Consider the following 22,672-nt stretch of genomic DNA (forward strand, 5'->3'; position numbering starts at 1 on the left):
TTGGCCCGTGTTCCCTCGTGCGCTCACTCGCCATTGACCGTCGCTTCGGCCGGCAGTGAATTGATCGCGGCGCGCACCTTCAGCGGACCGTTCCGGGTGGCGTTGTCCGGCAACGTCACCGGCCACTGCCGTTCGCGTCCGGCCAGCGCGTAGCCAAGCAGCCCTTTGTTGACCACATAGGTGTTGCCTGCCTGGTCGATCAATTCCACGGCGGCGATCTGCGCGCGCTTTTTGCCCGCGTTGCCGACGCGCAGCAGCCAGCTTTGCGGGCCGCGCGACAGGTGCCAGGACAGCTTCGGCAGGCCGATGTCGGCGGGCGGCTCGACGAACACCGGCACCGAGTAGCGCAGACGGATTGTCACGCCGCTAGTGGGCGCTGCATCGGGCTCGGGCAACTCGTCGATCAGCACGCGATAGCCCTGCTCGGCGGTCGACGGCTGCGTAATCGTTCGAACCAGCCGCACGAGTTGATCGGCATGCGCGGCGATCTGGATCAGCGGCGGGCTTGCTACCAGGTCCTGCGTGGGCGTGAGCGTGTCTTCGCCGTTTGCCTGATCCCAGCGGAACACGCGCACCTGGACGAACAGCGGTTTCTCGCCGGGGTTCTTCAGCGTGATGCCGGTCGCATTGGCGTCAGCGGGCATATCGACCATCACCGGCGAAATCTGCAGCGTCGCGGCTTGCGCGAGCGGTGCCGTCAGACACCATGCGAATGCGGCGGCTGTCAGTAGCCGGTGAGGCGCGCCAATGACGCTCGCGACGCGCGTGGTTGCGGACCGTAGTCTTGCAGACCGTCTCAAAAGTAGACCGTGGCGGTGACGGTGGTCTGATAGGTATCAGGTTTCGGGGTAGTCTGCGCCGGCACCTGGCCGTACACGACGATCGATTGCGCCGAGCCGGTACCGGTGCCGCTGGCCGTATTGGTGCCCTGCGTGTTGCCCCACAGGGTCGTGTGGCCGGCATCCTGGTACAGCTGGAACCCGACGGTGGTGGCGGTATTGCCGGTGGCCGTGCCGGCCATCAGGCGGCTCGTCACGGTGGAGCCGGTGACCGTGCCGGCGTCAAGGCCGACGTTGTACGGCGTGGTGTTGGTGCAGGTCACGGCGAGCGTGCTCTGCTGGTTGATCGCGGTGGCCAGCACGCCGTTGCTGCCGAAGTTCAGCGGGTTCGCGCTGATCGAGCAGTTGGCGTTTAGCGTAAGCGTGACGGTGAACGTGGTGGTCGCGGTGCCGTTCGAGTAGGTGGCAGCGCTCGCGAGCTGTAGAGGCAAGCCGAACGTCAAGGCGACGATGAGGCTGGACGACAGCAGTTTTCGTTTCATCATGAGACCTCGCAAACCGACGGGACGCGGATTTTTCAATTGCGTAGGCAGTTTGAAATTATATCGGCCAGATAGTGAATCACCTTCAGTCATGTGGGCGGGCTGCCTGATAGGCCGGGCACCCGTATCAGCGCACGGGATTCTGATACTGACGCTTGCGTTGCGCGTGCTGGCCGTTGTCTTCCGCAAGATCTTTAACTGTAAGACCATAATCGCGCATTAACTGAACAAGTTGCTGAATAATTTCAGCCCGCTCTGCGTCAGATAATCTGGCACTATCTGGATCCGACCGCGCTGCCTGACGCGACCTGTCCCGGGCACGATCTTCAGCAGATCCGTTCATGATGTTGCGGATTCCGGTGATGTCGAATCCGCCCACCCAATACCCTTGAGCAGTCCACGGATAGTTGAGGCAATGAGCTGGTAACCGGTGGTATTCGCATGGATGTTCCCGTGAGTGCACATCCATGTGTCGCGACAGATAACCGCGACATTGGTCGGAACCTGCCGGTCAGCATATGACGTTGGAACCACGTTCAGGGACTGGAAGGCGGTCGCGACATCGGCAACGAACACGCCGTTGAGCGCGTACTGGGCGGCCTCCGCGACGTTGAATGCCGTGATTGCGGTGAGCGTGGCGCTAGCCTCCAGCTGCCCCGTTGCACCTTGCAGCCAGTATGCAAGATAGGGATCGTAGTAATTGACTGCGACAATGTGCAAGGCGCTGCCGCCCGCTGCCCGCAAGCCGCTCAGGATCGTCTGCAGATCAGCAACGACCTGTGTCGTCTTGCCGACCAGGCAGGTGGCAAAGTCGAGATTGATCTGCAAACAGCTACTGTAATCGTCGGCGCCAATGTCGATCGTGACAAGGCCGATATTGCCCGCGTTCTGGCGAACGAAAGCTTCTGCCGCCGCCAGTTGGGAAGGATAACCGGCGTAGGTACACAGGCCTCCGTTGACCATGGTGGCACTCGTCTCCCCGCCACAGCCGAGATTCTCGAGTCGCATGTTGATCGCCGGCGCCAGGTCCTCCGCATACCCTTGATAATAGACTTCGCCAGTTGGACTCCATTGCTCACCTTTTGCGAGCGAATCACCCAGCGCGAGATAGTACGGTTGAGCGCTCCAGGCAGGAGACAGGATCGGACAAAGGATCGCAGCGACGACCCATCGAAGCAGGCGTGTGTATGACATGAATTTCTCCTGGCGCTTTTCGCGGAAAATTCAAGCCGGGTCAACATCAACGATGCTGCAGGAGCAATGCCACATCCTCTCTATCCAGGAGACAAACAGACCGGGTTCAGGGATGAAATATCATGTTAGGATAACTACCGGATAAATCAAATGACAATCTGGAGACAGATATTCAGAATGCGTTTCAAACGCCGGAAAGTGTCACCAGTCACGCTCGACATACACTATCTGGCCAAAATCAGCACTTGCGAAAGGAGGTAAAAACAAGGATTCCTGATCTCCGGATCAAACGCCTTTCGCTGGCGCCATTATGCCGAAAACACCCGGCCCCTTTACGGCGAAAGGCAACACGCAGTATCGACCGTCTCGCTGAACACAATCATAATTGTGGCGACGAATTGTTTTCCTGGCTTCGACCGAGGCCGCGACATATGCTGGAGACGGTTCCAGCGTATAGGGGTGCCGTCAGGAAACGGACGAAAACGTAGCTAACCGCACAATTAATTGAATCAACGGCGTTGCGTCAACTGGCATCCAGATTGCCGAGACCGGCGTTAGTCCGAGCCTTACACGGTAAGGCTCGGCGGCCCGCTAACGTGCGCAAAAAACGAATCCTGAGGCTACCCCTGCCTGCGTCATTTTTCTAAATGGCTATGAAGTTTTATCGTAAAAATGGAGGTTTCAATGAAACGGATGTTTTCTATCGTTCTTGCGATATTTCTTTCCTCATTTATCGGCCCTGCCTGGGCTCAGACGTGCGGTAATGCGAGCCTGAACGGAAAATACGTCCTGTCCGGCCAGGGTGATATGTATAACGTTTGCATACTTGGTGGTATCTGCCTAGCTCATTCGACCGTGTCGTCGACCGGCTATATCGTAGCTGATGGTAACGGCAACATTACTTCAGCGCGATTGTTTCAGGCGACCAACTCTGGCGTGCAGGATACTGGTATCGTCAACAAGAGTGCAGGTACCTATTCTGTTAGCGATTGCAATAATGGAACGCTCAGCCTGACACTGAACGGCCAGGTTTTCATGTTCACTCTTGAAGTGAACGATGTAGACGCGAATGGACTTGCTCACAGTGGGGAGGTACTGGATGCTGACTCCGGCCATGACGAATCCCTGCAGATGGTGCGTACCGTCGATCCAGCAGGGACCAACGCATGCGGCAGTGGATTTTCGCTGAATGGTATTGTAACCAACGGAATCGAGCGAGGCCACGACAACGTCGGCAATCCGGTCTCGGGTGTTGTGTCCGAGGTTTTTAACAACGGCGCTCTTTCCGGTACAGAAAAGAAATCCAGCCCCAGTGGATCCACGACAGCAGCCATTTCCGGTACCTATACGATCAATCCGGATTGTTCGGTGCTTATGACGCGAACCATCAATGGAACGACGAAAACAGGAGCCCATATGGTGAGCGGCGGAGATCCCGCTGCCCTGATTCGTCAGCATGCTTTTGTATGGCAAGGTGATTGGATCGAGTATGAGGAGGAGGATGAGGAGGATGTGCCTACTACTTGGTAGTAAAGACACCTTGTCGGACTTGCGCCAGAAACACGAAACCCCGAAGGTCATGCACCGTTCGCGCGTCAACACTTTCCACTTTCGCCAACACGGTCGAGGTATTGAAGACGAAGACGTGCGCCGGCCGCGATACATGGTGACCGAGGACACCTATGTTCAAAGCGCCGGGTACATCTGCATGAGCCCGTTCACGCAGCAGCCGAGCGGCCGTCTGCTGCGCTTCGATCAGGTCTCCGACGTCGTGTGAGCTGGATCGTGCCCGGTTCCTCGACGGTGCACGAAACCGGACGGAGACATTATTCGCTCTTTCGTAATTTGTTGTATCTATATTAGGAATACGGAGGATCCCGCAGCGCTGGCGCTGCGGGAAACAATTCGATACACCTTGCGCAATCAGGGCATGCCAGGCACGACACCTGCAGGCAGATGCCGTGTCCCTGCTACAACGTACGCGCCGTCAGTCCGTGTTGTTCACGCTGGGCAGGCTCGGCCGACACGATGACGCTGGCGCGTGCTTTTTCAACTTCGAGGCGCAACCGCAGCTCGACCACCGCAGCCAGGTCGCAATCTGTTTCCGGACATGCGCTTGTTCCGCGCGGCATGTTGAAGCATCGTTGCCGGGAAATCTGCGAGTGCAGGTGACATGGCTTTTCCTGGCCCTACGCTTTCCACAACGCCAGTTTCGAAGCGGCCAGCACACCAATGCCAATTCCCACACCCAGTGCCCCAATCAGCCGCAAGTGAACGTTCTCGCTGAAGGCAAGCATTGCTGTCCCCACAATCATCAGCGCGAACACAATGAGCGACACCTGCCGTGCCAAGCACATCGTCTCAGCCAGTTCCGTGGTCTGTTCAACAATCATCTGTTTTCCGATCAGTCCGCAATCATGTCGCTCGGTCGCGCCAGCACTCGTCGAGCAAACTCCGGCGCCGCTTTCTTCGCAGCCTCTGCGCTCGCGAAGTCGTGCGCGGCGTAACCAGGGTAGTAAAGGTGAAAGTGACCGTCGCGCTCATGCTGTAAAGACATGTCATTGCCGGCAAACAACGCCGTGTATAAGCCAGGAGCGCTGTCGCCGAACCATTCCTGCTGAGGTTGTTCTGCGAGCTTTTTGCTCGAATCCATCAGTTCAATTTTCATACCGTTTTATATGAACGCGTCCCGTTTGCAACAGTTTTCGCGTGTTCTGATAGACAGGATGGGCTGCAGCTCTATATCCGGCCTTGATGCAGACGGTACAGCCGCCGCGGGCCCCGGTCCTACCTGGCTTGTCATCACACTCGATTGCTGCGCAGCCTTTCGACGTTCACCCCGTGTTAAAACGGTTATTCATCAACTATACGGCGCTGACCGCTCAAGCCAGCTTCACGCTCACGTAGCCTTTTTGATACTGCCGATCATGGGCCAACACGGCCCAGATCGTTCTTGCCATCTTGTTGGCCAACGCAACAACAATCACGTTCGTCGGTCGTCGCTTCTTCATCTGCCCGACCCAAGGGCCGGGATCTTTCGCGTGCGTCAGAACACTGTGCGCACCGTTAATGAGTGTAAGCGTCAATCCGGGGCCGTCTTGACTATCAGAACTTGACCTCTGAGAGCAACTGATTCGCGAGCACGAGATCGAAGGCTTCGGGATCGAAGCTGCCACCACACCACTCGAGGAAGTGGTCGTGCTTCTCGTGCGTCGGATCGGTGATCGCTTCGAGGAAGTCGGCATATCCAGGCACTCCACCGACGTCTTCCGGTGGACACGCATTCCGCCCGTCCAGGCACAGCGGCCGGCGCATGTCTGGATCAGGCACCAGAGCCTTCTCGACCTTGATCCGATGCTGTCAGTTGTCACCGTAGTCGTAGATGTAGGTGAATGACTTCAGCCCGCCCAGCGCCTTCGCCAGCGTCACCCTTGCCTCATTGAGCATCGGCGGATCGCTCTGGAATCCGAAGTCATCCGGTTCACCATAGTTGCTTTCGCCGAAGACGAACTCGTGCAGGTGCCCGCCGTCCCAGCCCATGGCCAGTTGCAGCACAACATGCAGCTTGCCCAGCCTGACCGAGCCGGGAACGATGATTCGTCGCCAGATCACCGGCTTGATGTACTTCAGTTCAACGCGCAGTACGTAATCGGGCACTAGCGCCTTGACCAGGTGCACGGCAGGTTTGCGGGGTTGGACCATCGGATTGATTGTCAGGCGGCTTGCTGCTCGATTTGTGCAGCCGGCATCAGGTGCCACGGCAGCAACTCGTCGATGCGGTTGATGGGATGATCGGCGATGCGCTCAAACACCGTGCGCAGGTAGGCAAACGGCTCGATGCCGTTCAGGCGCGCCGTACCGATGAGGCTATAGATCACCGCCGCGCTTTGGCCACCGCCGTCGGAGCCTGCGAACAGGTAATTGCGCCTGCCGAGAACGAGCGGCCTGATCGCGCGCTCCGCCGTATTGTTGTCCACCTCGACGCGCCCGTCTTCGCAGTAGCGCGTAAGTGCATGCCAGTGCCCCAGCGAGTATCTGATCGCCTTCGCCAGCCCCGACTTCACTGATACATGTGACAGCGTGTGTTCGAGCCAAGTCTTCAGTTGAGCGAGCAATGGGGTCGAGCGCAACTGACGCGCAGACAGACGCTCGTCCGGCGTCTGGCCGCGAACCTCGCGTTCAACAGCATACAGCGCCCCAATGCGGCGCAGTGCTTCCTCGGCAATTGGCGAACTGTCCAGCTTGTACAGGTCGTAGAACTTGCGCCGCGCATGCGCCCAGCGCCCGGCCTCGATGACCGTGCCGTCACGATACAGCGTGTCATACCCGCTGAAGGCATCTGCCTGCAGGAGCCCGCCAGATGCTCCCGAGGTCGCTCACCTTTGCGGTCGGGTGAGTACCTGTACCAGACTGCTGGTGGCGCGCGGCTCCCTGCCGGGCGGTCATCCCGCACATAGGTCCACAGGCGCGCCGTGCGTGCCTTGCCACGCCCCAGCACGGGCGTGTCGGTATGGATCCTGTCTGCGGTGCGCACGTAACCACCGAGTGTGTCGGACAGGGGTTGCAGCAGCGCTGCCGCTTCACACACTCACGAAGCCAGTGTTGCCCGGTCCAGTTCGATGCCCGCGCGCCGATAGATGCCGGCCTGCCGGTATAGCGGCATATGGTCAGCGTACTTTGCGACGACGAACTGTGCGAGCAGCCCCGCACCCGCCATCGAGCGTGCTATCGGCCGCGAAGGCGCCGGCTCCTGTACTACTGCGGCACAGCACGGGCAGCTCAGCTTCGGACGTACGTGACGCAGTACCTTGAAGTAGCCGGGCACATAGTCGAGCACCTCGGAGACGTCTTCGCCCAGCGTACGCATCCGGGCATCCGCAGTTTGACGGCGCATGCACAACCGTTTCGCGGGGAAGATGGACAGGGAAGTCCCGTGACTTGCGGCGCAGTGGGACAAGGTTCGTAGTGGCCGACGTATCCGCAGTCGCGTCGGCATCAGGCGCCTTCGCCGGTGCGGCCATATCAGGCTCATGAACAGACAGCTCACCGAGCGCGAGCTGCAGTTGGTCCATCAGTTCTGTCATGCGCTCCGATGAACGGCCATACTGCTATCGCCTCAGGCGCGAGATATCGGCCAGCAATTGCGCGATGGTCTCGTCGCGCGAGGCAACGATGCGCCTGAGAGCGGCGATGTCATCGGGCAGATGGCTGGCATGCATGCCAGTGTAAATGAAGGCCACGCGCTTGTGGGTTCCCGCACCCTGCCTTATGCTGCGTGCGTCGGTTGCCACGTCCGCTCGGGATGCCGCCAGTCAATCCCCTCGAGCAGCATCGACAGTTGGACGGCTGACAGATGGACTGTTCCCGAATCCGACTGCGGCCACACGAAGCGTCCACGCTCGAGTCGTTTCGCGTACAGGTTCATGCCGTCGCCGCTCCACCATAAAATCTTGATGAGGTCGCCGCGACGCCCACGAAACAGGAAGACGTGCCCCGAGAAGGGATCACGACCGAGTGCTGACTGCACCAGCGCGGCAAGTCCATCCATGCCACGGTGCATATCGGTAACGCCCGCTGCCAGCCACACGCGGGTACCGCCTAGCGGCGATCATGCTGGTATCAGGCAGCGCAGCACGAGGCGCAACTGCACGGGGTCGATCATGCCCGTGACGCGTACACGGCCACCGTTCAGTTCGATCTCGATGCCTGACGCTGCCGGTACGCTCTCGCGATGTGGCTGGACAGGCTGTAGAGCGAGCGACGCCGGTTCTGCGGTCTCGCCGGTCGGTGCATCAGGTAGCGCTACGGGCAGCAACACCGCTGTGCTGTGCGCCACATCTTCAAAAAGGCCCGCCCGCAGTTGCCGGCGCCACTTGAACACCATATTGGGATTCAATCCGTGCGCCTGTGCGAGCTTGGCCACCGAGATACCCGGCTCGCACGCCGCGACGGCAACTTGCCGTCGATACTCCGGTGTGTAGTTCGGTCGGCCTTTACGATTCGATGGTCGCGCATTCCGTGTGTCCAAAGTAGTCCCCACCACTTGAAGTAACGGACATCACTTTGGACACCGGCTTCAGCTCTGTCCGTGCGGCCACGAAATGACGCTTACGTTTGCACCGCAGCAGATGAAAAAGGCGATCTTCTGCGCAATGACGCCCTTTGAGCTCGATGTTATTTTGAGGGGCACTGATTATTAGATGAAACTTGGAGCGGGGCGCGGCGATCCTGGCCGAGATCAGCAATTATCTCTTTATGCCCAAAATTCGCCACATCCAGCTTTACTGATAACTTCTAGGCTTATGATGGTTTTCGCTGTTATCTTCGTTAGCTCCCGGTTTGGCGCGCGAGGTCTTCCACGGCAAGCGTGGCAAGCTGTTCCAGCGCTACCGCGAAGGGCAGGAAGACAGTTGAGCGCGCTCGGTCTGGTCGTGAACATGATCGTGCTGTGGAACACGCTGTACATGGACGCGGTGCTGGCGCAGTTGCGCAGCGAGGGCTACCCGATGAGGCCAGAAGACGAAGCGCGGCTGTCACCGTTCGGCCATGAGCATATCAACATGCTTGGGCGCTACTCGTTTTCGGTGCCGGAAGCTGTCGCGTGTGGCGAGCTACGACCGCTCACCGGTGGCCACGAAGAATCGTAGGCAGGTTTCTTCAATAACCAGGAAAGGTACATGAAAAAATCGGGTTCTGTCGCCCTAGCCACGAGAGGTCTAGCCATCTCGTGGCTAGACCGAGATTACGTCCGACGTTGACAGCCGTCTGCGCCTCAAAGATCAAACTATGCCTACAATCGGGAACGCCGTGCTTTCGGCATGAGCGGCTCGGCACGTTCGGAACCCCCCCTCTGCACGGCTAAATTTGTACTCGAACCTGTCTGCCCCCTCAGCATTGGAGTTCACCATGTCTCAACCCAGTTTCTTCACCCACCGTTCGGGCAAGCCAGCCGAACGCCTCCCGTTAGACGGGCGGTTAACTATGCACATCGACACGCCAGCCCTTCAATTGCTGCGCGATCCTACAGCTGTTGCACTTCCTGCCGTGACATTACATCTGGATGGGCTCGGGCTCCCAAGGGATTTAATCAACCTACACACGGTTCGAGTGGAGCACCTCAAACCAGGTGTGATGGCATGGATTGGGGCAGACCCAAGGGATCCCGGGATCTGCGCGAATTTGGGGATCGGTGGACTGGATACCCCCGGATCGACGGTGATATCCGGAACCCTATATCTGAAGGGGCTGGTCTATCACGTGCGGCCGGGAGTATCGGAGAGTGTCCATATTGAACGCATGCCCATCAGTCAACGATCGGTGGCCCCAAGCCGGTTTTCCGGAGAGGAAAACCCGGTAGAGAACCCCTTCCAGGCAGATCAAGATACGGCAAAGCTTCACCTCCTGGTGGTTTATCCGGACCATATGTTTAGCCACTATAGTCCGGCTCTCCTGGACGCCTTGATTGCCGAATTGCAATCCGGGGTCAATCTGGTGTTTGCCAACAGCGCAATCCCCGCACAGGTTGTACTGCAGCATGAAGCGTGCGCGTTGCCGGGCAGCACGGCGGATCAGTTATCCGACCTGATCAGCGCCGCCCGGGATGTCAAACCACCTGACTGGTTAAAGGAGGCAATTGATAGGCTCAAGACGCTGCGTGAGACACATAACGCAGACATCCTCATGATGCTTGCGCCTGATGCGCCGTCGGGCGAACCGCTGGAAGGCCTAGCCAGTGCGATCCCCCACCCGGTCAGCCACCTCGCTTCCGGATTGGACCATGCACTTTTCGTGTGTGCGAGGTCGTCGCACCTGCCGCAATCATGGGTTGTTGCACACGAACTTGGCCATTTGCTGGGTGGGGCTCATGATCGCTGGACTCCCCACTCTGATGCAGGGGGAAGGGAACGGCAATATGACTTTGCCAGGGGGTATGTGCCTGAAAATCAGGAATTTACCACCATAATGGGTTACGAAAGGAACAGTATGGTAACGCTCCAGCGGGGTATTCCCAAGATCGAGTATGCAATGATCCCGACGTACTCGACCCCAGAAGGGACATCGTTCGGTCAGCCTACCGGCATCGCCGTTGGACAACCCGATGCGGCAGATGCTGCCCGACTCTTCCGCCTCAGCACCCGTGAAGTGGCCCGATACAGAAGCCATCCGGCACCCGCAACGGCGGTCCTTGCGGTGGATACGGAGGTAGCCCCCGAACTGGGAGGCACGGTGCTGCCCGACCGGCTCGGGCCGTACGGCCCATATGACACCATCCGTCTTACCGCCATTCCTCGGGCAGGGTACGAGTTTGTCCAGTGGCGTCGTGGGGACGTGCTGCTGGGTGGCATGCCGGTCGTCGACCTGATTGTTGACGCGGCCCAGACGATTACGGCGGTGTTCAAGGAAAGCTCTTCGGTCAACTGTACCCTGACCTGTGAGAGCGATGAGGGGACGATCGAGGTGGCCCCTGCCAGCACCGTAAAATCCGGCACGGTCTGCAGCATCAACTATAAGGCTCCCGCCGAACCGCACGCGCGTCAGCCCGGAGAGGTAGCGTTCTGGGAACTAGATGGCCGATTGTTGCCGCTGAACGTGGGCGGCAGTAGCCTGACAATGACCCTGGAAAAGGATCATCATTTGAAGCGCACCTACGTCCTAGCCTCCCCGACGGTGGACTTTGCTTTGACGTTGTCGCTAAACACTATGTTAGATAGGCCAGTCGTCCCCTTACGCTTTTGTACCGGATCGGAATACACCTTGCAGTACCGGCTGTTTCCGCAACATCCGCTAGGAGAAAGTCCAGGGAACCCTCTTCCTGTGCATCCCGCAAAAATCGCAACGGCCACTCCTGACGTTATCAAAATCCTCTCCCCGGACAATACGCCAGACGCTAAAACAGGTATAGGGAGTCTGACGTTTCAGACGACCCTTCAAAGTGGGCCTGCCTGGATCTCCATTACAATGGCACCGTACCCAATGGTTGAATTTTTGATCACGGTCGACGACGCGGTCCTGGAACTGATCTCGCCCCCGTTATCTCCCGCGGAGCTGGGCGACGCCGCACACCTTGAGGTTCGTTATCGGCGTGAGGGTATACCGGCTGCTGGCAAGAATGTGACGTGGCGACTCATTGGTCGCCACGGCTCTGTGGTCGGTGAGCAGACTCGGGTTACCAACGGACAGGGCACTGTTTCTTTTCCGACACTGAGCAAGGAACAATACCAATCCGCACCCTTCTTTTTCCTTCATCTCAGTACGCCAGATATTACGGACGAAGTGATGTATCGGATTTTTTGAGTCTGTGAATTGAACGGCTCTGTCGCGATAACGCAGATCAGGCGAGTCTTGGGAGCAAGGGACGGTTCGGGGGTTCTGGCGTAGAACATCTTCTCGCAGAATGAGGCTCGTATGGAAGACTCCGACCGGCACGGGTGATACGTGTGGCTTAAGCCGATTGGCCGTTCCATTGCTCCCCGGACCCCTATTCCGACAGGGCTTTCGCATGAAGGGCCGTTAACAATCAATGGTTTACAAAACCGTGTGTAATTGAGGGTTTACTTCTGTCTTTTTGCGACAGAAGTGATGGAAGAAGAACAAGGTATCCTGAGTATCGAGCAGGCGTTTGGTGATCTGCGAGACCCGCGTAGCCGAACGCCGGCGCACAATCTGTCGGAGATGCTGGTGGTGGCGTTATGCGCGATCCTCCCGGGGGCCGACAGTTGGCTCGGTATTCAGGTATGGGGCGAGACGAAACTCGACTGGCTGCGTCGCCATATCCCGCTGGTGCACGGCATTCCGTCTCACGACACCTTCGGGCGGGTCTTTGCCGCCCTGAACTCCCGGCAGTTCGAAGCCTGCTTCATCCGCTGGATGAGCACCCTGTGTCCGGCGCTGGCCGGGCAGATTGTCGCTATCGACGGCAAGACTGTACGCGGCTCGCATCAGCGCGGCGAACGTGCCATCCATCTGGTTTCGGCCTATGGCAGTGGCCTGGGTGCCGTGCTCGGCCAGGTGCGTACCGCCGACAGGTCCAACGGAATAACTGCGATACCTGAACTGCCTGACGCCCTGCTGCTCAGGGGCGCGATCGTGACGATCGACGCGATGGGTTGCCAGCGTAACATCGCCACACGGATTCCTGAGGCCGGCGCCCACTATGTGCTGGCCGTGAAGGGCAACCTGCCCACGCTGCTGGCACGCATGCGCACCGCGCTCGAGGCCGTTGACAGGTTCCATGACGGCTACCGGAAACTCGCCACCGTAAGCGAGCACTGCGAAGTCGAGAAAGGCCACGGGCGCATTGAGACGCGCCGCTGCCTTGCCACCGACATCCTGGCCGACCTGCAGTTTGAGCCCGAACCCTGGCCTGGGATGCGCTCGATTGTGATGATCGAGTCCACGCGTGAAATCGGCGACAACGTGGCAACCGAGCGCCGCTTCTATGTGTCCAGCCTGCCGCCCAACGCGACACACATCGCACACGCGGTACGTGCACACTGGGCCATCGAGAACAGCTCACACTGGGTGCTCGATATGACATTCGGCGAAGACCAGTGCCGGGCGCGAATCGACAACGCCTCGCAGAACTTTGCCATCCTGCGGCGTATAGCAATGAATCTGTTCAGGCGCGATACGCAGACAAAAAACAGCCTCAAACTACGTCGACTTAAAGCCGCCTCCTGTGATCGCTATCGCGCTCAGATCATTGGCTGGTAGGGCTCATGGTGCTTTAACAATTCATGCGAAAGCCCTGCCTATTCCGATCCTCAAACGATCAAAATCAGATGTTTCCCATATCCTCGTGATTTTAACGATGGCCCAATACATCCTAGCTGCTGTCACTCCATGATCCCGGATGGATTTGCAGCAACGTGGCTTCTTGGTCTGAGAGCCGGCGTTTGGACCCGCTCCCAGCCGGGGTGGGTCATTTTTTAAACTGTTCTCGACCGGACACGTTCCCCCCCGTTGTCATCTTGCTCATCCGGTCGACGGTGGACGTTTGCCTCATTTTCATGCGCCATCGTACTCCGATCGGTACTGGTCAGAGTACGATGGTCGCTAAAAGTGATCTGTTGTTATGTGTGGAGAAATGCGGATAGGGCTTGTCTTTTTAAGGTAGGAACAACGGATGCCCGCTATATGATTTTTCACCTGAATAAACAACACATACCCAACTTGTGAGGATGCGAATAATGCCGTGGACGTACAGCCAGAATACTGGTCGTCTCTTGCACGACGGATCTTTCAAAGGAATCGGTTACTCTGGCCGTGATGTGGGAAAGAACAACCCGATGGCGCAGACACAGGAAAGTATCGGACCTATCCCGCGAGGCACTTATATAATCAGCGCGCCCTTCACGCATCCACTCACGGGCGTCTACTCGATGAAGCTTACTTCGCAAGCTGGGCCGCGTACTTTTGGCCGCTCGGGCTTTATGATGCGCGGTGACAGCGTGCATCATCTTGGTCAGGCATCGGACTGCTGTATTGTCCAGAACCTCACTGTCCGTCGTCAGGTATGGACAAGTGGCGATAGAACGCTCATGGTGAAGCAATGAAGGCCATCACGTTTGTTGCCGCTTTCACGCTGGCTGTGCCTGCTCTGTGCCTTGCGTCATCGCCTTCTCAATGCGTAAGTTGGCCCATGAATATGGCACAGGTTCATCTCAAAAACGCCGGTATCACTGCCCCTGATCAGCTTGATGAATCGAAAACCCGCAGCGTGCGTCTTGCCTCCCAGAAGATCGGCAAGGACCTGTATCGCGACGTGTACGACATTACGTTCTACGAGAAGTCGGGCCGCACAATCGAAGTCATCACGGCAAGCGAATCTTCGTCGTCCGAGTGCTCCATGAGCGGTGTCGACGTGTATGTTGTTTCGAAGAAAATTGGCGGTCCTTGAACAGTTATCGTGTTCACGCTTATACAGGGGCTAGCGGCGCGGCAGAGATCAGCGTTGCAACTAGACGGGTGATTACAAGGCGTTTTCCATTCGGCATATGATTCGTATTCCTGTACAATTTCTCATAAATTGGCCACTTAGTATTTGGCTACTCATCCTGGCCATCTCGCCGCTGCGATTCTCCATTCTAGGGGGGGCAACTTGTCAGGTTCCTTTATACCGTGTGGCCCAGCAGCCACGGACGACCGCAAGAAAGCATGAATGAACTCGTCGACTTGATGAATGAGTACATGGTGATCTCCGACAAGGAGTCGCTGTACGCGCGCGTGCTGATGTCCTTTATTGCCGAACGTGAACAGCGCGTGCGTCAAGAATTGGAGAGGCAGATCGAAGCAACTACGAGGGATCGCGAGTACCGCGCGCAGTTGAGGCGTTTCGCGCGAACCGCTCCACTGGAACGCCTCGTTGCATTGTACGAACAGGGCCGCCCCGAGTTCGGTGGCGGCATCAAACAGCCGAATACGGAGCATGATGCGCCGCTTCTGGCGCCGCGCCCATAACATTGAAATCTGTGGCCACGCTTAAAGATCGTCTGGCTGCGACCGATCAGCGACTCAAGGGCCTGAGGGACAGCCGGAAAGCATCTGATAAGGCGAGGTGGTACTGCGCCGCAAGCAACTCGGTGAAGGACTACCTCGCCAACCAGCCTGGGTTACGTTCGCGATCGGCCCGGCTTTCCTTCACAGTTTTGCGACGCGCTTTATCAGCGGCCTTGCGCGCGTCCTTCAAGGCTACCAACTTCTCGTCCGTCGCGGCCAGACGGGTTTTCAATAGCGACGTCCTCTGTTCTCCTCATATGGGGCTTTGCCGACTTCGGCTCAGTCATAGTGTATTCTTATCCGGTGCCCATGGGTTGAGAAGGTCAACACCCGTTCGGACAAAATCGCCCACATTCCGTGTGACAACGGTCATGCCGGTTGCTCAGTCTTATCACACAGGACTTCGTGAGTCGTTAGCGCGAAATATTCCACACGTGGCCATGACCGATGAATGGGCTCATTATTGCGTTCGCAATCCAAAATCGCGGACACAATAATGGACGTAAGCGCCTCGAGAGGGCCGCTCCCATGCCGTGTGCGCATGAGGCATGATGGTGATGACGATCTGGAGGTAAGCGGTAATTTAAGCGCACCGAACGGAGAGCCATTTGCAAGCGATGGGCGAGCGTGGCCGCTTGTGGCGTCCAGTCGGGTGAGTCCCGGGCGTGTCATGGTTCCCTTCTGAATACCGCCCCCCGTAAGTGTCGGAGCAGTACCGCATCGGGCTTTGGGTGTGGAGCCTCAGAGAGGCTCAAATAGGTGGAGCGAACTGAATGACGATCGGGGCAAGCGAAGCGCAACGCGGCAAGGCCATGTGGTCATTGTCGCGCTGCGCTAATGTCCAGATAAATACGGTTACCCGAAAATGTTTTCCATGCCAGCAAAAACTGTCCCCAGAATGCTATCAACTGCTGCGCCGGCCAAACTGTCGAGACCGTCGAAAGTGTCGGCATAGGCACTGGTGGCTCCGCCGCAAACGCCGATCAGCAGAATCAAGGCGAATGCCTTGCGGATTTTCTTCATGTCGAACTCCTGCAACAGAGTTGCGTTGAGTAGCTGGTTTTGACATCAATCGGTACTCCAGAACGGGCCATGCCGTATCTGTCAGATTGATCATAGGATTCTTTGTGCGCTTGCGATAGTCCGGAATAGAGTACCCCGCGCCCTGTGCCGCGATTCAGCCGCAACGGCGCGATTTCCCCCGGTCTGTAAGTGACGGCCGCCGTCAGGAACCCGCACGTGATGCACCACAGCCATCAGTCAGATTGCCGGCGTGAGCGAACATACGGTACGACCGTTTTCGATGAATTGGATGCGTGCCAGAGGCGTCTTCAATCGGGGGATGGCAACGAGCAAACTGTTCGTGACCATAAATCCAGCTGTCTCTAACGGCTCCCGATACTGGTAATCCACGTTCAGCGTGCCCTCGTGCAACGTCACGCTGTGAATGTCCAGCACGCGTGCATCGTCAGTGTCCGCCGGCGTGACGCGCGCAACCAGCAGGATCTGCTGGCTGTCATAGAACGCGTCCGGAAGAGCAAATCGCGGCTGCGACCAGAACATGACGGGCGCCGGGTGCATGATGGCCCGCCATTCGGACGGCGTACGTATCAGCGCACACCTGACCGGTTGCCTTGAGTCGTCCCATGCGCTGGCGAAGAAATGGTATTGCGGGAAGTCAAGCCGATCAAATGGAATGGTCTGGCTGGCCACCGAGTCTCGACTCTGTGTCGACGCGGGGTGGCCTCCGAACCCGTGGCCGCACGCGCCCAGCATCAGGAGGAGTGAGGTGAGCGCGAGGCTGATTGATTTTCCGATAAGGGTCATGTCTGTCCAGTCGTTTCTGAGGTTGGAGACTGACGTGCCGCGCGTGTTATAGCAGTGTCGATGCCAGTCACAACACGGCATGCGACTGGCCTGAGCCAGTCAGGGGCACGTGTAGACGTTGCCGGTCAGAGTGACGTTGGTCTGTGCAGCATGTCCGCTGCCGTTATGAATGCCGCCGCTTTGCCCGGCTCGCTGAGTGAGCAGGTATACGACGTTGCCACCCATCGCGGAAGCCTTGTTCTTGATGTCGTTACGTGCGCCCGTCTCCAGTGCGGTGTTGGAAGTAAAATCGCCGGTCAGGAAATTACCCTGACCGCCCGTGACATCGCCAAGAAACTTGCAACCGGTCGGCTCGGTGTTGGTCAGGCGCACCATTTGCGCATCATGTCGAACCGGAATAGCGGAGCAGGCGGCCAGTAATGCGGCAGCACCGAGCAGAAAGTAGTGTCTGTTTTTCATCATGAAGGGTCTATTGAACTTTCGCGCCGCACTTGCGGTGCGGAATGCGATACGGCCGGGCGGCCAGTTGGATCGGTGAGGGACACACGCTATCAGAAATATGGGGCTGGCATCCAAAAAACGCTTGCCAGTACTGAAGTGCGATTGCATTCTCGTGCGCGTAGTGCCATGAACAGCACAATTTCCCGTAATGACGCTTCCAAAAAAACATCATGCGCAGGTCAAGCGGATGAGGTCAAAGTTTACTTCTACACAAGGGTACGCGTAGCCCCAGAGGATGCTCGCCGTGTCAGCCGAACCGGCGACCGCTTGCCACGCTACCACAGGTGATTGAGGATCTACGCTGGCCGCAAGCGTAATCCGGCGTACGACCGCAGGCAATGAGCATCGCGACTAATGTTTGTCGCAGATTAGGATAGTGATTCAATGCAGGAATTACGTGAGAAAAAACGTATTCGCCTGAGACTGATACAGTCCGAATTTCGTCATGGGGCAGTTCAGGATGCGAGTGTGAAGCGTATGTCGCACGTTGCGCCTGCCAAGCGTGGCCGTGCATTGCGCAAGGCCAGACGACAACGCTCCACGCAGGACAATCTATTCGCGAGTCTGCGAAACTGCAACAGGAGCAGCCGCCAGACTTGATGCACATCAACTGGCATATCTTCTGGTTTCGAGGTTGCGGCCAGCGGAGCATTCTTGGGGGCAAGAAGAAGCGTTGCCCTGCCGGAAGCGAGGTACTGTGGGTTCTGGTGATTGGGGTGGACATGTGTAGCGCGCCGCACGCAAACACGGCGGGACGTTCAAGGCGCCGCACCACACATGCCCGGTTGCTAGAATATCGCGTCGGCACGCTCAGGGGAATGGGAAAATTCTGGTATTCAGATGGTCCTATGGACTCATCCATCATTGACGGCATCGAGCAGCCGCCCATTCACTGAGGTAGGCAGAAAAAAGTGGAGGTCAACGTTTCGTCGCATGGCCGAAATCGCTCTTTTCGCCACCAAGAGTCCTGCATGCCCCGTCCGGCCGCCGTTACCCCCGAACAGATCTGTTCCGCCGTGCGGCCGATGCTCTCCGAGGCCGGCGATGCAGTGCGGCCCACCGGCGAACGGTTCCGTAAGGCCGTGTCGGTACGGAAACTTCGCGCGTGGCTTGGTGCGCGCGATCCGGCAACCAGTGCGCTGGCGCAGGCCGAGGCTGAGGTCGCGCGCGGGCTCCCCGACATCACGATGCTGGCATTTCCGATGGCTCCGTCGAATGGAAGATTGCGCTTTGCCCATTCAGGTTCGGGCAGAGGTACGTAACAGGCCACGAGTTCGCTGGTCGCAAGCACTTTGGGAGTGTGCGAAATAGCGGTGCGCTCCATGGTCGCCACGCAGATTCTCCAGATGTAGAGTAGAGGACAAGACTAGGCGTATTTTCACGACAACGGACTTGGGAAAAGTCTCGAAACAGGCTCCAGCATCGCAAGTTTTGAGGTATGACAGGCTATCCTGCTTTCTGATCGCGTACGATCCGACTTGGAGTGGCAGGTTAAGTTCGCTCACTACCGTTCATATACGCTGTGTGGCTTCGGTCAAAGGCAGAGGTGCCAGATGAACAACCAGATCTATCATGTGGCGCTCATCGGCGGCATCGGTTCGCTCTATGGAAACTGAATGAATGAAAGATGCCGACCTTCATATCGGTCTCGAATTTTTCGGCGGTGGTGCTGTACGGGCGTCGGCACGCGCACCATCGTTGCAATCCAGCTTGATAACGATGGTTCGCTCTGGTATCGCGCGGTCGCCCTACGTCGCGAAGGAAGTCGTCTTCGATGAGCAGGAAATCGAACGGTGCGATCTGACCGGGGGGGCGCAAGGCCGCAATCCATGAAGCCGACACGTCAAGCCATTCGGGGTACTCCGACGACGAAATCAATCACATGATGCATGCTCGCTTCGAGGAAGTCGTCATGCCTTACCCGTACAAGGGCGTGTTGTGCTTTGACAAACTTACATCGGACGGCAAAATGCTTCGTCCATACGCGGCCCGCAAGGATTGCGAACAATGGATCGCGCGCCTTTATCTGCCGTTTGAGCGCACGTACAGCGAACTGCCGGAACGCTTCATCGCGCTAACCATCGCCACTGCCGCCGACGTGCGCGCCAGAGCCGGTCGGCAAACTGCGGCGTGATAATGTACCGGATGCCTTTTGCCGCCCTAGCGCTGGCCCTGATCTGTTCTACCTGTCTCGCGGGGCCCTGCGACTGCGTGACTCGCGATATTACTGTCGCCCGCACGGCCGGGCTCGCTCCGGTGATCGCCAGACAGTTAGTTCGCGTACCGTCCGTTGAGGTAGTGCGCTCATTCCGCGTCGACCGGTGGAGTATCATTTATATGAGTACGCGAGTCTCAGAAGAAATGTACTTTGCATTCCTGTGCAACTGGTTGAGTGCTTCGCGTGGTACGTGACGGAGGTTCGGCACTGAAGAGCGTTGTTGAAAATGGTTTGACGATGCCCGCCGGAGTGTTCGCCACGGCAGGCCGGATACCTTGGGCAATACCGTCGCGCATATGGCTACTCGCATCGGTGAGCAACTTTTCCATCACAAAACCGCGAAGTCTTCTGTAGGCGATGTGTGCGGGGCACACAGCCAGCCATAGCTTCCAGCGCAGCCGATGCCAGTCCGGATTCAGCAGCGAAGATTCTGCGGATACCGATTGTGTAATGCTTTCACAGCCCGATGCCTTGTGCAGGTTTTGCACCTGACGCACCCTCTAACACTGGAAACCAGAATGTATGAATAAATTCTCGGCGACGGCTCAACGTTTCTGGGATGCGATAGCCACACGCACACAACGCAAGCTTCTGACAGGCGTGCAGTGCACTTCCTGTTGTAAAGCAGTAACCATCATTGTTACCAGCGCCCGCATGGGTAGAGGCGACCTCATACTTCATGGGCGATGTAAAAATTGTCGCACCAAACTCGTCCGGCTGATTGAGGGCCCACCTTCACGACTTTCCGGGCAGTAGCTCCACCCGTAAAGACTGATGACCTCAAGCGGTGGCCGCCTCATGATGGATTCCGGCGTCCATCCCCTTCATGGTGCTGTAATGGTGGCGCAGACACCAGAGCGGTGTGCCGCGGGTCGTTAGCTCGGATAGAGACGGTAGGTCAATGCCGTTCATAGACTCGACTCACGGGCTCGCAGGAACGGGTGAGATCAATCGACGCTGCGCGTGATTCATGCGCAGGCGTTCCCGACAGGGTTTGCGACGCGCATTCTGTCGCAGTCACCTGCATCGCAGCGCCAACATATTCATGCCACGCGACGTTGACGGTAGTCATTACTCGCATGATGCCACCGCGGACCGCAAGGGCACTAGCCGTGTGCGACTCGCACGGGTCTACGATGAGCGTGGCTGTCCATTTATTCTAGGAGATCGGTATGAATATCCGCGAACCGATGAAGCCGTCGTCAGCACACGTCGCGCTACCGGTCCTGCAACTCGGGATGCGGCCGTTCTATCTCGGCGGCGCATTGTTCGCGAGTATCGCGCTTGCGTTCTGGCTGGCGGCGTTGCACGGTTGGCCATATGCTGGACGCGACGCAGCCATGGCGGGCCTGATCTGGCACGTGCATGAAATGATCTTCGGCTTCGTCGCGGCGATCGTCGTCGGCTTTCTGCTGACTGCTGTGCGCGCGTGGACTTCGCGCGACACGTTGCAGGGTGCCCCTCTCGGTGCGTTGTGGCTACTGTGGGCGGTGGGGCGGGTGCTCATCTGGTCAGGGCCGGAGTGGGCCGGCGCGGTGGTCGATTCGCTGTTCCTGCCGGCCACAGCCTTCGTGCTGTTGCGCGTGCTGATTTCCGTTCGGAGCCGGCTCAACGTCTTTCTCCCGGTCGAGCTTGCATTGCTCGGTGGCCTGAACGTCATGTTCCATGTCTCGGTCATGATCGGCCGTTCTGACCTCGCGCTGCACACCGCGTATGCGGCGACGGGCGTCATCGTGTTTTTCGTTGTGGTCATCACCGGGCGCATCGTGCCGATGTTCACGGTGAATGCAATTCCCGGTTTCGCCATGCGGCGCTTTCGCGCCGTCGACGCAATGGCCGCGCCCTTTGTCATGCTGACGCTGTTTGCGGATGCGTTCGGCGCGTCTGCAGCGGTCGTGACCGGTGCCGCATGCGTGACCGCGCTCCTGCATGCAGTCCGGATCGCGAGTTGGCGGTCTTGGCGCGTGGGTAACCGGCCAATCGTGTGGATCCTGCACGCGTCCTGCCTATGGATTCCGGTTGGCTTCGCGATGCTGGGCTTGTCTGCGGCCGGTGTCGTGCCGCATTCGCTCGCCGTCCATGCGTTGGCGGTCGGCGCCATCGGCGGGGCGGTCGTCGCGATGATCACGCGCACGGCACTCGGACATACGGGGCGCAAGCTCGCCGCGGGAGGGTGGGAGCAGGCGTGCTATTGGCTGGTGATCGGCGCGGCAGTTTCCCGTGTATTCGGGCCGCTTCTCCCCAGTGTACCATACATGGTTTGGCTCGATGTTGCCGGCGCATGCTGGATTGGCACCTTCGCTGCCTATACGATCCGCTACTTCCCGTATCTGTGGTCGCCAGGAGCCGACGAACGTCCTGATTGACGGGCAGGCATCGTCGTCAACAGCACCGGCCCCCGACCATTGACTTCCCATTCAAATCAGTCCGAGCCCGGTCGGGTAAGGGCATGACCACGCGCAAAAAAGCGGTCGCTGAGGTGACCGCAAAAAAACTCCACCTTCTCTGAGGTGTCCAAAAAATGGTGGAGCCTGAGGGAGGCTGTGTCGGTGTGTTGCGACGATTGCCAGAATATACGAGTTTACGGCGCTCATTGGCAATCTGGAAACGATACAGCGCTTACCTTAGATCCCTGCCGGCGGATCGTCGCGTCTGCTCCACTTGCGACTGGAGTGCGCGCTTCATCCTGATTGACCGGTCTGGTGTGATACAAAATGCGCCTGTATGGTCCCGGCCCGTTTGCCTCAATGGCTAGGCCATTATCGTTGCGCGCAGGCGGCGAAGTACGGTCTCACGCTCCTGCCTCAATGTCGCCTTTCTGGCACCCAGTTCGGCTGCGAGCGGCCGGTCGATCATTTTCGCATTCCCGTCATGATTCGAGCAGATCTTCGTGGGAAAAAGGACCGCCCCGGACAGGCTGCGGTCAACACACACACGCGACTCGAGAACAAGCCGCACAAGACGTACTTATCGGCAACTATCCGGATATCTTGAATGGCATCGGATTGAACTTCGTTTTGCTTGCGATCTCGCTAGCGCCGACAGGCAGGTTTTTTTGACGTTCTGCAACGATGAGATGCGGCACGGACCTCGATTACGGCTGCCCTGGCGCG

General features: G+C 58.1%; 23 protein-coding genes and 4 pseudogenes. 12 read left to right on the forward strand and 15 right to left on the reverse strand.

All coding sequences use genetic code 11. The features are described 5' to 3' along the window. Positions 1 to 23: 23 nt before the first annotated feature. The 4 genes from ACOSV0_RS21965 to ACOSV0_RS21980 all read right to left on the reverse strand — a co-directional run bounded on the left by ACOSV0_RS21965 (position 24) and on the right by ACOSV0_RS21980 (position 2,515). Positions 24 to 728, reverse strand: coding sequence for a fimbrial biogenesis chaperone (locus ACOSV0_RS21965; RefSeq protein ID WP_434116057.1), 705 nt, complete (start codon positions 726 to 728; stop codon positions 24 to 26). A gap of 68 nt (positions 729 to 796) precedes the next feature. Then, positions 797 to 1,321: a Csu type fimbrial protein gene (locus ACOSV0_RS21970; RefSeq protein ID WP_434110166.1), complete on the reverse strand. Its 525-nt coding sequence runs from the start codon at positions 1,319 to 1,321 to the stop codon at positions 797 to 799. Positions 1,322 to 1,448: 127 nt separating this feature from the next. Next, a complete protein-coding gene (locus tag ACOSV0_RS21975; protein WP_434113512.1) occupies positions 1,449 to 1,664 on the reverse strand; it encodes a hypothetical protein in 216 nt (71 codons plus the stop codon). Then, positions 1,661 to 2,515 carry an SGNH/GDSL hydrolase family protein gene (locus tag ACOSV0_RS21980; protein ID WP_434113515.1) on the reverse strand — a complete coding sequence of 285 codons (855 nt, stop codon included), beginning with the start codon at positions 2,513 to 2,515 and terminating at the stop codon, positions 1,661 to 1,663. Before ACOSV0_RS21980 ends, ACOSV0_RS21975 begins: the two co-directional genes overlap by 4 nt. A gap of 684 nt (positions 2,516 to 3,199) precedes the next feature. Between ACOSV0_RS21980 and ACOSV0_RS21985 the strand changes: the two genes are divergently transcribed. Continuing rightward, positions 3,200 to 4,045, forward strand: a complete 846-nt coding sequence (locus tag ACOSV0_RS21985) for a hypothetical protein (RefSeq protein WP_434113517.1) — start codon at positions 3,200 to 3,202, stop codon at positions 4,043 to 4,045. Next, a complete protein-coding gene (locus tag ACOSV0_RS21990) occupies positions 4,026 to 4,292 on the forward strand; it encodes a hypothetical protein (protein WP_434113520.1) in 267 nt (88 codons plus the stop codon). The genes ACOSV0_RS21985 and ACOSV0_RS21990 overlap by 20 nt, the downstream gene beginning before the upstream one ends. A 412-nt stretch (positions 4,293 to 4,704) precedes the next feature. On the opposite strand, the gene ACOSV0_RS21995 is transcribed toward ACOSV0_RS21990, so the two are convergent. The 7 genes and pseudogenes from ACOSV0_RS21995 to tnpA form a co-directional block, all read right to left on the reverse strand. After that, positions 4,705 to 4,908: a hypothetical protein gene (locus ACOSV0_RS21995; RefSeq protein ID WP_434113523.1), complete on the reverse strand. Its 204-nt coding sequence runs from the start codon at positions 4,906 to 4,908 to the stop codon at positions 4,705 to 4,707. Positions 4,909 to 4,919: 11 nt separating this feature from the next. Then, a complete protein-coding gene (locus tag ACOSV0_RS22000; RefSeq protein WP_434113524.1) occupies positions 4,920 to 5,183 on the reverse strand; it encodes a hypothetical protein in 264 nt (87 codons plus the stop codon). Between the two features lie 214 nt (positions 5,184 to 5,397). Then, positions 5,398 to 5,601: pseudogene (locus tag ACOSV0_RS22005) on the reverse strand (IS110 family transposase); the annotation flags it as partial. Positions 5,602 to 5,620: 19 nt separating this feature from the next. Continuing rightward, a pseudogene (locus ACOSV0_RS22010) lies at positions 5,621 to 6,217 on the reverse strand (plasmid pRiA4b ORF-3 family protein). An 11-nt stretch (positions 6,218 to 6,228) separates the two neighbouring features. Continuing rightward, a pseudogene (gene tnpC / locus ACOSV0_RS22015) lies at positions 6,229 to 7,734 on the reverse strand (IS66 family transposase). A 47-nt stretch (positions 7,735 to 7,781) separates the two neighbouring features. Next, positions 7,782 to 8,102, reverse strand: a complete 321-nt coding sequence (gene tnpB / locus ACOSV0_RS22020) for an IS66 family insertion sequence element accessory protein TnpB (protein ID WP_434113527.1) — start codon at positions 8,100 to 8,102, stop codon at positions 7,782 to 7,784. A 21-nt stretch (positions 8,103 to 8,123) separates the two neighbouring features. Beyond that, positions 8,124 to 8,558 carry an IS66-like element accessory protein TnpA gene (gene tnpA / locus ACOSV0_RS22025; protein ID WP_434113529.1) on the reverse strand — a complete coding sequence of 145 codons (435 nt, stop codon included), beginning with the start codon at positions 8,556 to 8,558 and terminating at the stop codon, positions 8,124 to 8,126. Between the two features lie 296 nt (positions 8,559 to 8,854). Between tnpA and ACOSV0_RS22030 the strand changes: the two are divergent. From ACOSV0_RS22030 to ACOSV0_RS22050, 5 genes and pseudogenes are all read left to right on the forward strand, one after another. Further along, positions 8,855 to 9,162 (forward strand): annotated as a pseudogene (locus tag ACOSV0_RS22030) (Tn3 family transposase); the annotation flags it as partial. 259 nt (positions 9,163 to 9,421) lie between these two features. Continuing rightward, a complete protein-coding gene (locus tag ACOSV0_RS22035) occupies positions 9,422 to 11,809 on the forward strand; it encodes an InlB B-repeat-containing protein (protein ID WP_434113532.1) in 2,388 nt (795 codons plus the stop codon). A gap of 285 nt (positions 11,810 to 12,094) precedes the next feature. Continuing rightward, positions 12,095 to 13,228, forward strand: a complete 1,134-nt coding sequence (locus tag ACOSV0_RS22040) for an ISAs1 family transposase (protein ID WP_434113533.1) — start codon at positions 12,095 to 12,097, stop codon at positions 13,226 to 13,228. Positions 13,229 to 14,066: 838 nt separating this feature from the next. Next, positions 14,067 to 14,414, forward strand: coding sequence for a hypothetical protein (locus ACOSV0_RS22045; RefSeq protein ID WP_434113535.1), 348 nt, complete (start codon positions 14,067 to 14,069; stop codon positions 14,412 to 14,414). 257 nt (positions 14,415 to 14,671) lie between these two features. After that, positions 14,672 to 14,974 (forward strand): hypothetical protein, encoded by a 303-nt coding sequence (locus tag ACOSV0_RS22050; RefSeq protein ID WP_434113537.1) that lies wholly within the window; start codon positions 14,672 to 14,674, stop codon positions 14,972 to 14,974. Between the two features lie 894 nt (positions 14,975 to 15,868). On the opposite strand, the gene ACOSV0_RS22055 is transcribed toward ACOSV0_RS22050, so the two are convergent. The 3 genes from ACOSV0_RS22055 to ACOSV0_RS22065 form a co-directional block, all read right to left on the reverse strand. Continuing rightward, the gene (locus ACOSV0_RS22055) at positions 15,869 to 16,036 is read right to left on the reverse strand and encodes a hypothetical protein (RefSeq protein ID WP_434113540.1); all 168 of its coding nucleotides are present in this window, start codon (positions 16,034 to 16,036) and stop codon (positions 15,869 to 15,871) included. Positions 16,037 to 16,273: 237 nt separating this feature from the next. After that, positions 16,274 to 16,840 carry a hypothetical protein gene (locus ACOSV0_RS22060; protein ID WP_434113542.1) on the reverse strand — a complete coding sequence of 189 codons (567 nt, stop codon included), beginning with the start codon at positions 16,838 to 16,840 and terminating at the stop codon, positions 16,274 to 16,276. Positions 16,841 to 16,939: 99 nt separating this feature from the next. Continuing rightward, positions 16,940 to 17,449 (reverse strand): DUF4156 domain-containing protein, encoded by a 510-nt coding sequence (locus ACOSV0_RS22065; RefSeq protein WP_434113544.1) that lies wholly within the window; start codon positions 17,447 to 17,449, stop codon positions 16,940 to 16,942. A 488-nt stretch (positions 17,450 to 17,937) separates the two neighbouring features. Here ACOSV0_RS22065 and ACOSV0_RS22070 point away from each other — a divergent pair, with 488 nt between their 5' ends. From ACOSV0_RS22070 to ACOSV0_RS22085, 4 genes are all read left to right on the forward strand, one after another. Next, positions 17,938 to 18,237 (forward strand): hypothetical protein, encoded by a 300-nt coding sequence (locus ACOSV0_RS22070; RefSeq protein ID WP_434113547.1) that lies wholly within the window; start codon positions 17,938 to 17,940, stop codon positions 18,235 to 18,237. A 75-nt stretch (positions 18,238 to 18,312) separates the two neighbouring features. After that, positions 18,313 to 18,603: a hypothetical protein gene (locus tag ACOSV0_RS22075; RefSeq protein ID WP_434113548.1), complete on the forward strand. Its 291-nt coding sequence runs from the start codon at positions 18,313 to 18,315 to the stop codon at positions 18,601 to 18,603. A gap of 358 nt (positions 18,604 to 18,961) precedes the next feature. After that, positions 18,962 to 19,174 (forward strand): hypothetical protein, encoded by a 213-nt coding sequence (locus tag ACOSV0_RS22080; protein WP_434113550.1) that lies wholly within the window; start codon positions 18,962 to 18,964, stop codon positions 19,172 to 19,174. 49 nt (positions 19,175 to 19,223) lie between these two features. Beyond that, entirely contained in the window at positions 19,224 to 19,475 is a 252-nt protein-coding gene (locus ACOSV0_RS22085) for a hypothetical protein (RefSeq protein WP_434113552.1), read from the forward strand. Between the two features lie 218 nt (positions 19,476 to 19,693). Here the strand turns inward: ACOSV0_RS22085 and ACOSV0_RS22090 are convergent, their stop codons facing one another. Further along, on the reverse strand, positions 19,694 to 20,047 hold the full coding sequence (locus ACOSV0_RS22090) for a hypothetical protein (protein WP_434113555.1): 354 nt from the start codon (positions 20,045 to 20,047) through the stop codon (positions 19,694 to 19,696). Between the two features lie 684 nt (positions 20,048 to 20,731). On the opposite strand from ACOSV0_RS22090, the gene ACOSV0_RS22095 reads away from it, so the two are divergent. After that, the gene (locus ACOSV0_RS22095; protein WP_434113557.1) at positions 20,732 to 21,925 is read left to right on the forward strand and encodes an NnrS family protein; all 1,194 of its coding nucleotides are present in this window, start codon (positions 20,732 to 20,734) and stop codon (positions 21,923 to 21,925) included. The last annotated feature ends 747 nt before the right edge of the window (positions 21,926 to 22,672 follow it).

Origin of the sequence: Paraburkholderia caffeinilytica, from assembly GCF_051027425.1 — a bacterium.
GTDB lineage: Bacteria > Pseudomonadota > Gammaproteobacteria > Burkholderiales > Burkholderiaceae > Paraburkholderia > Paraburkholderia caffeinilytica_A.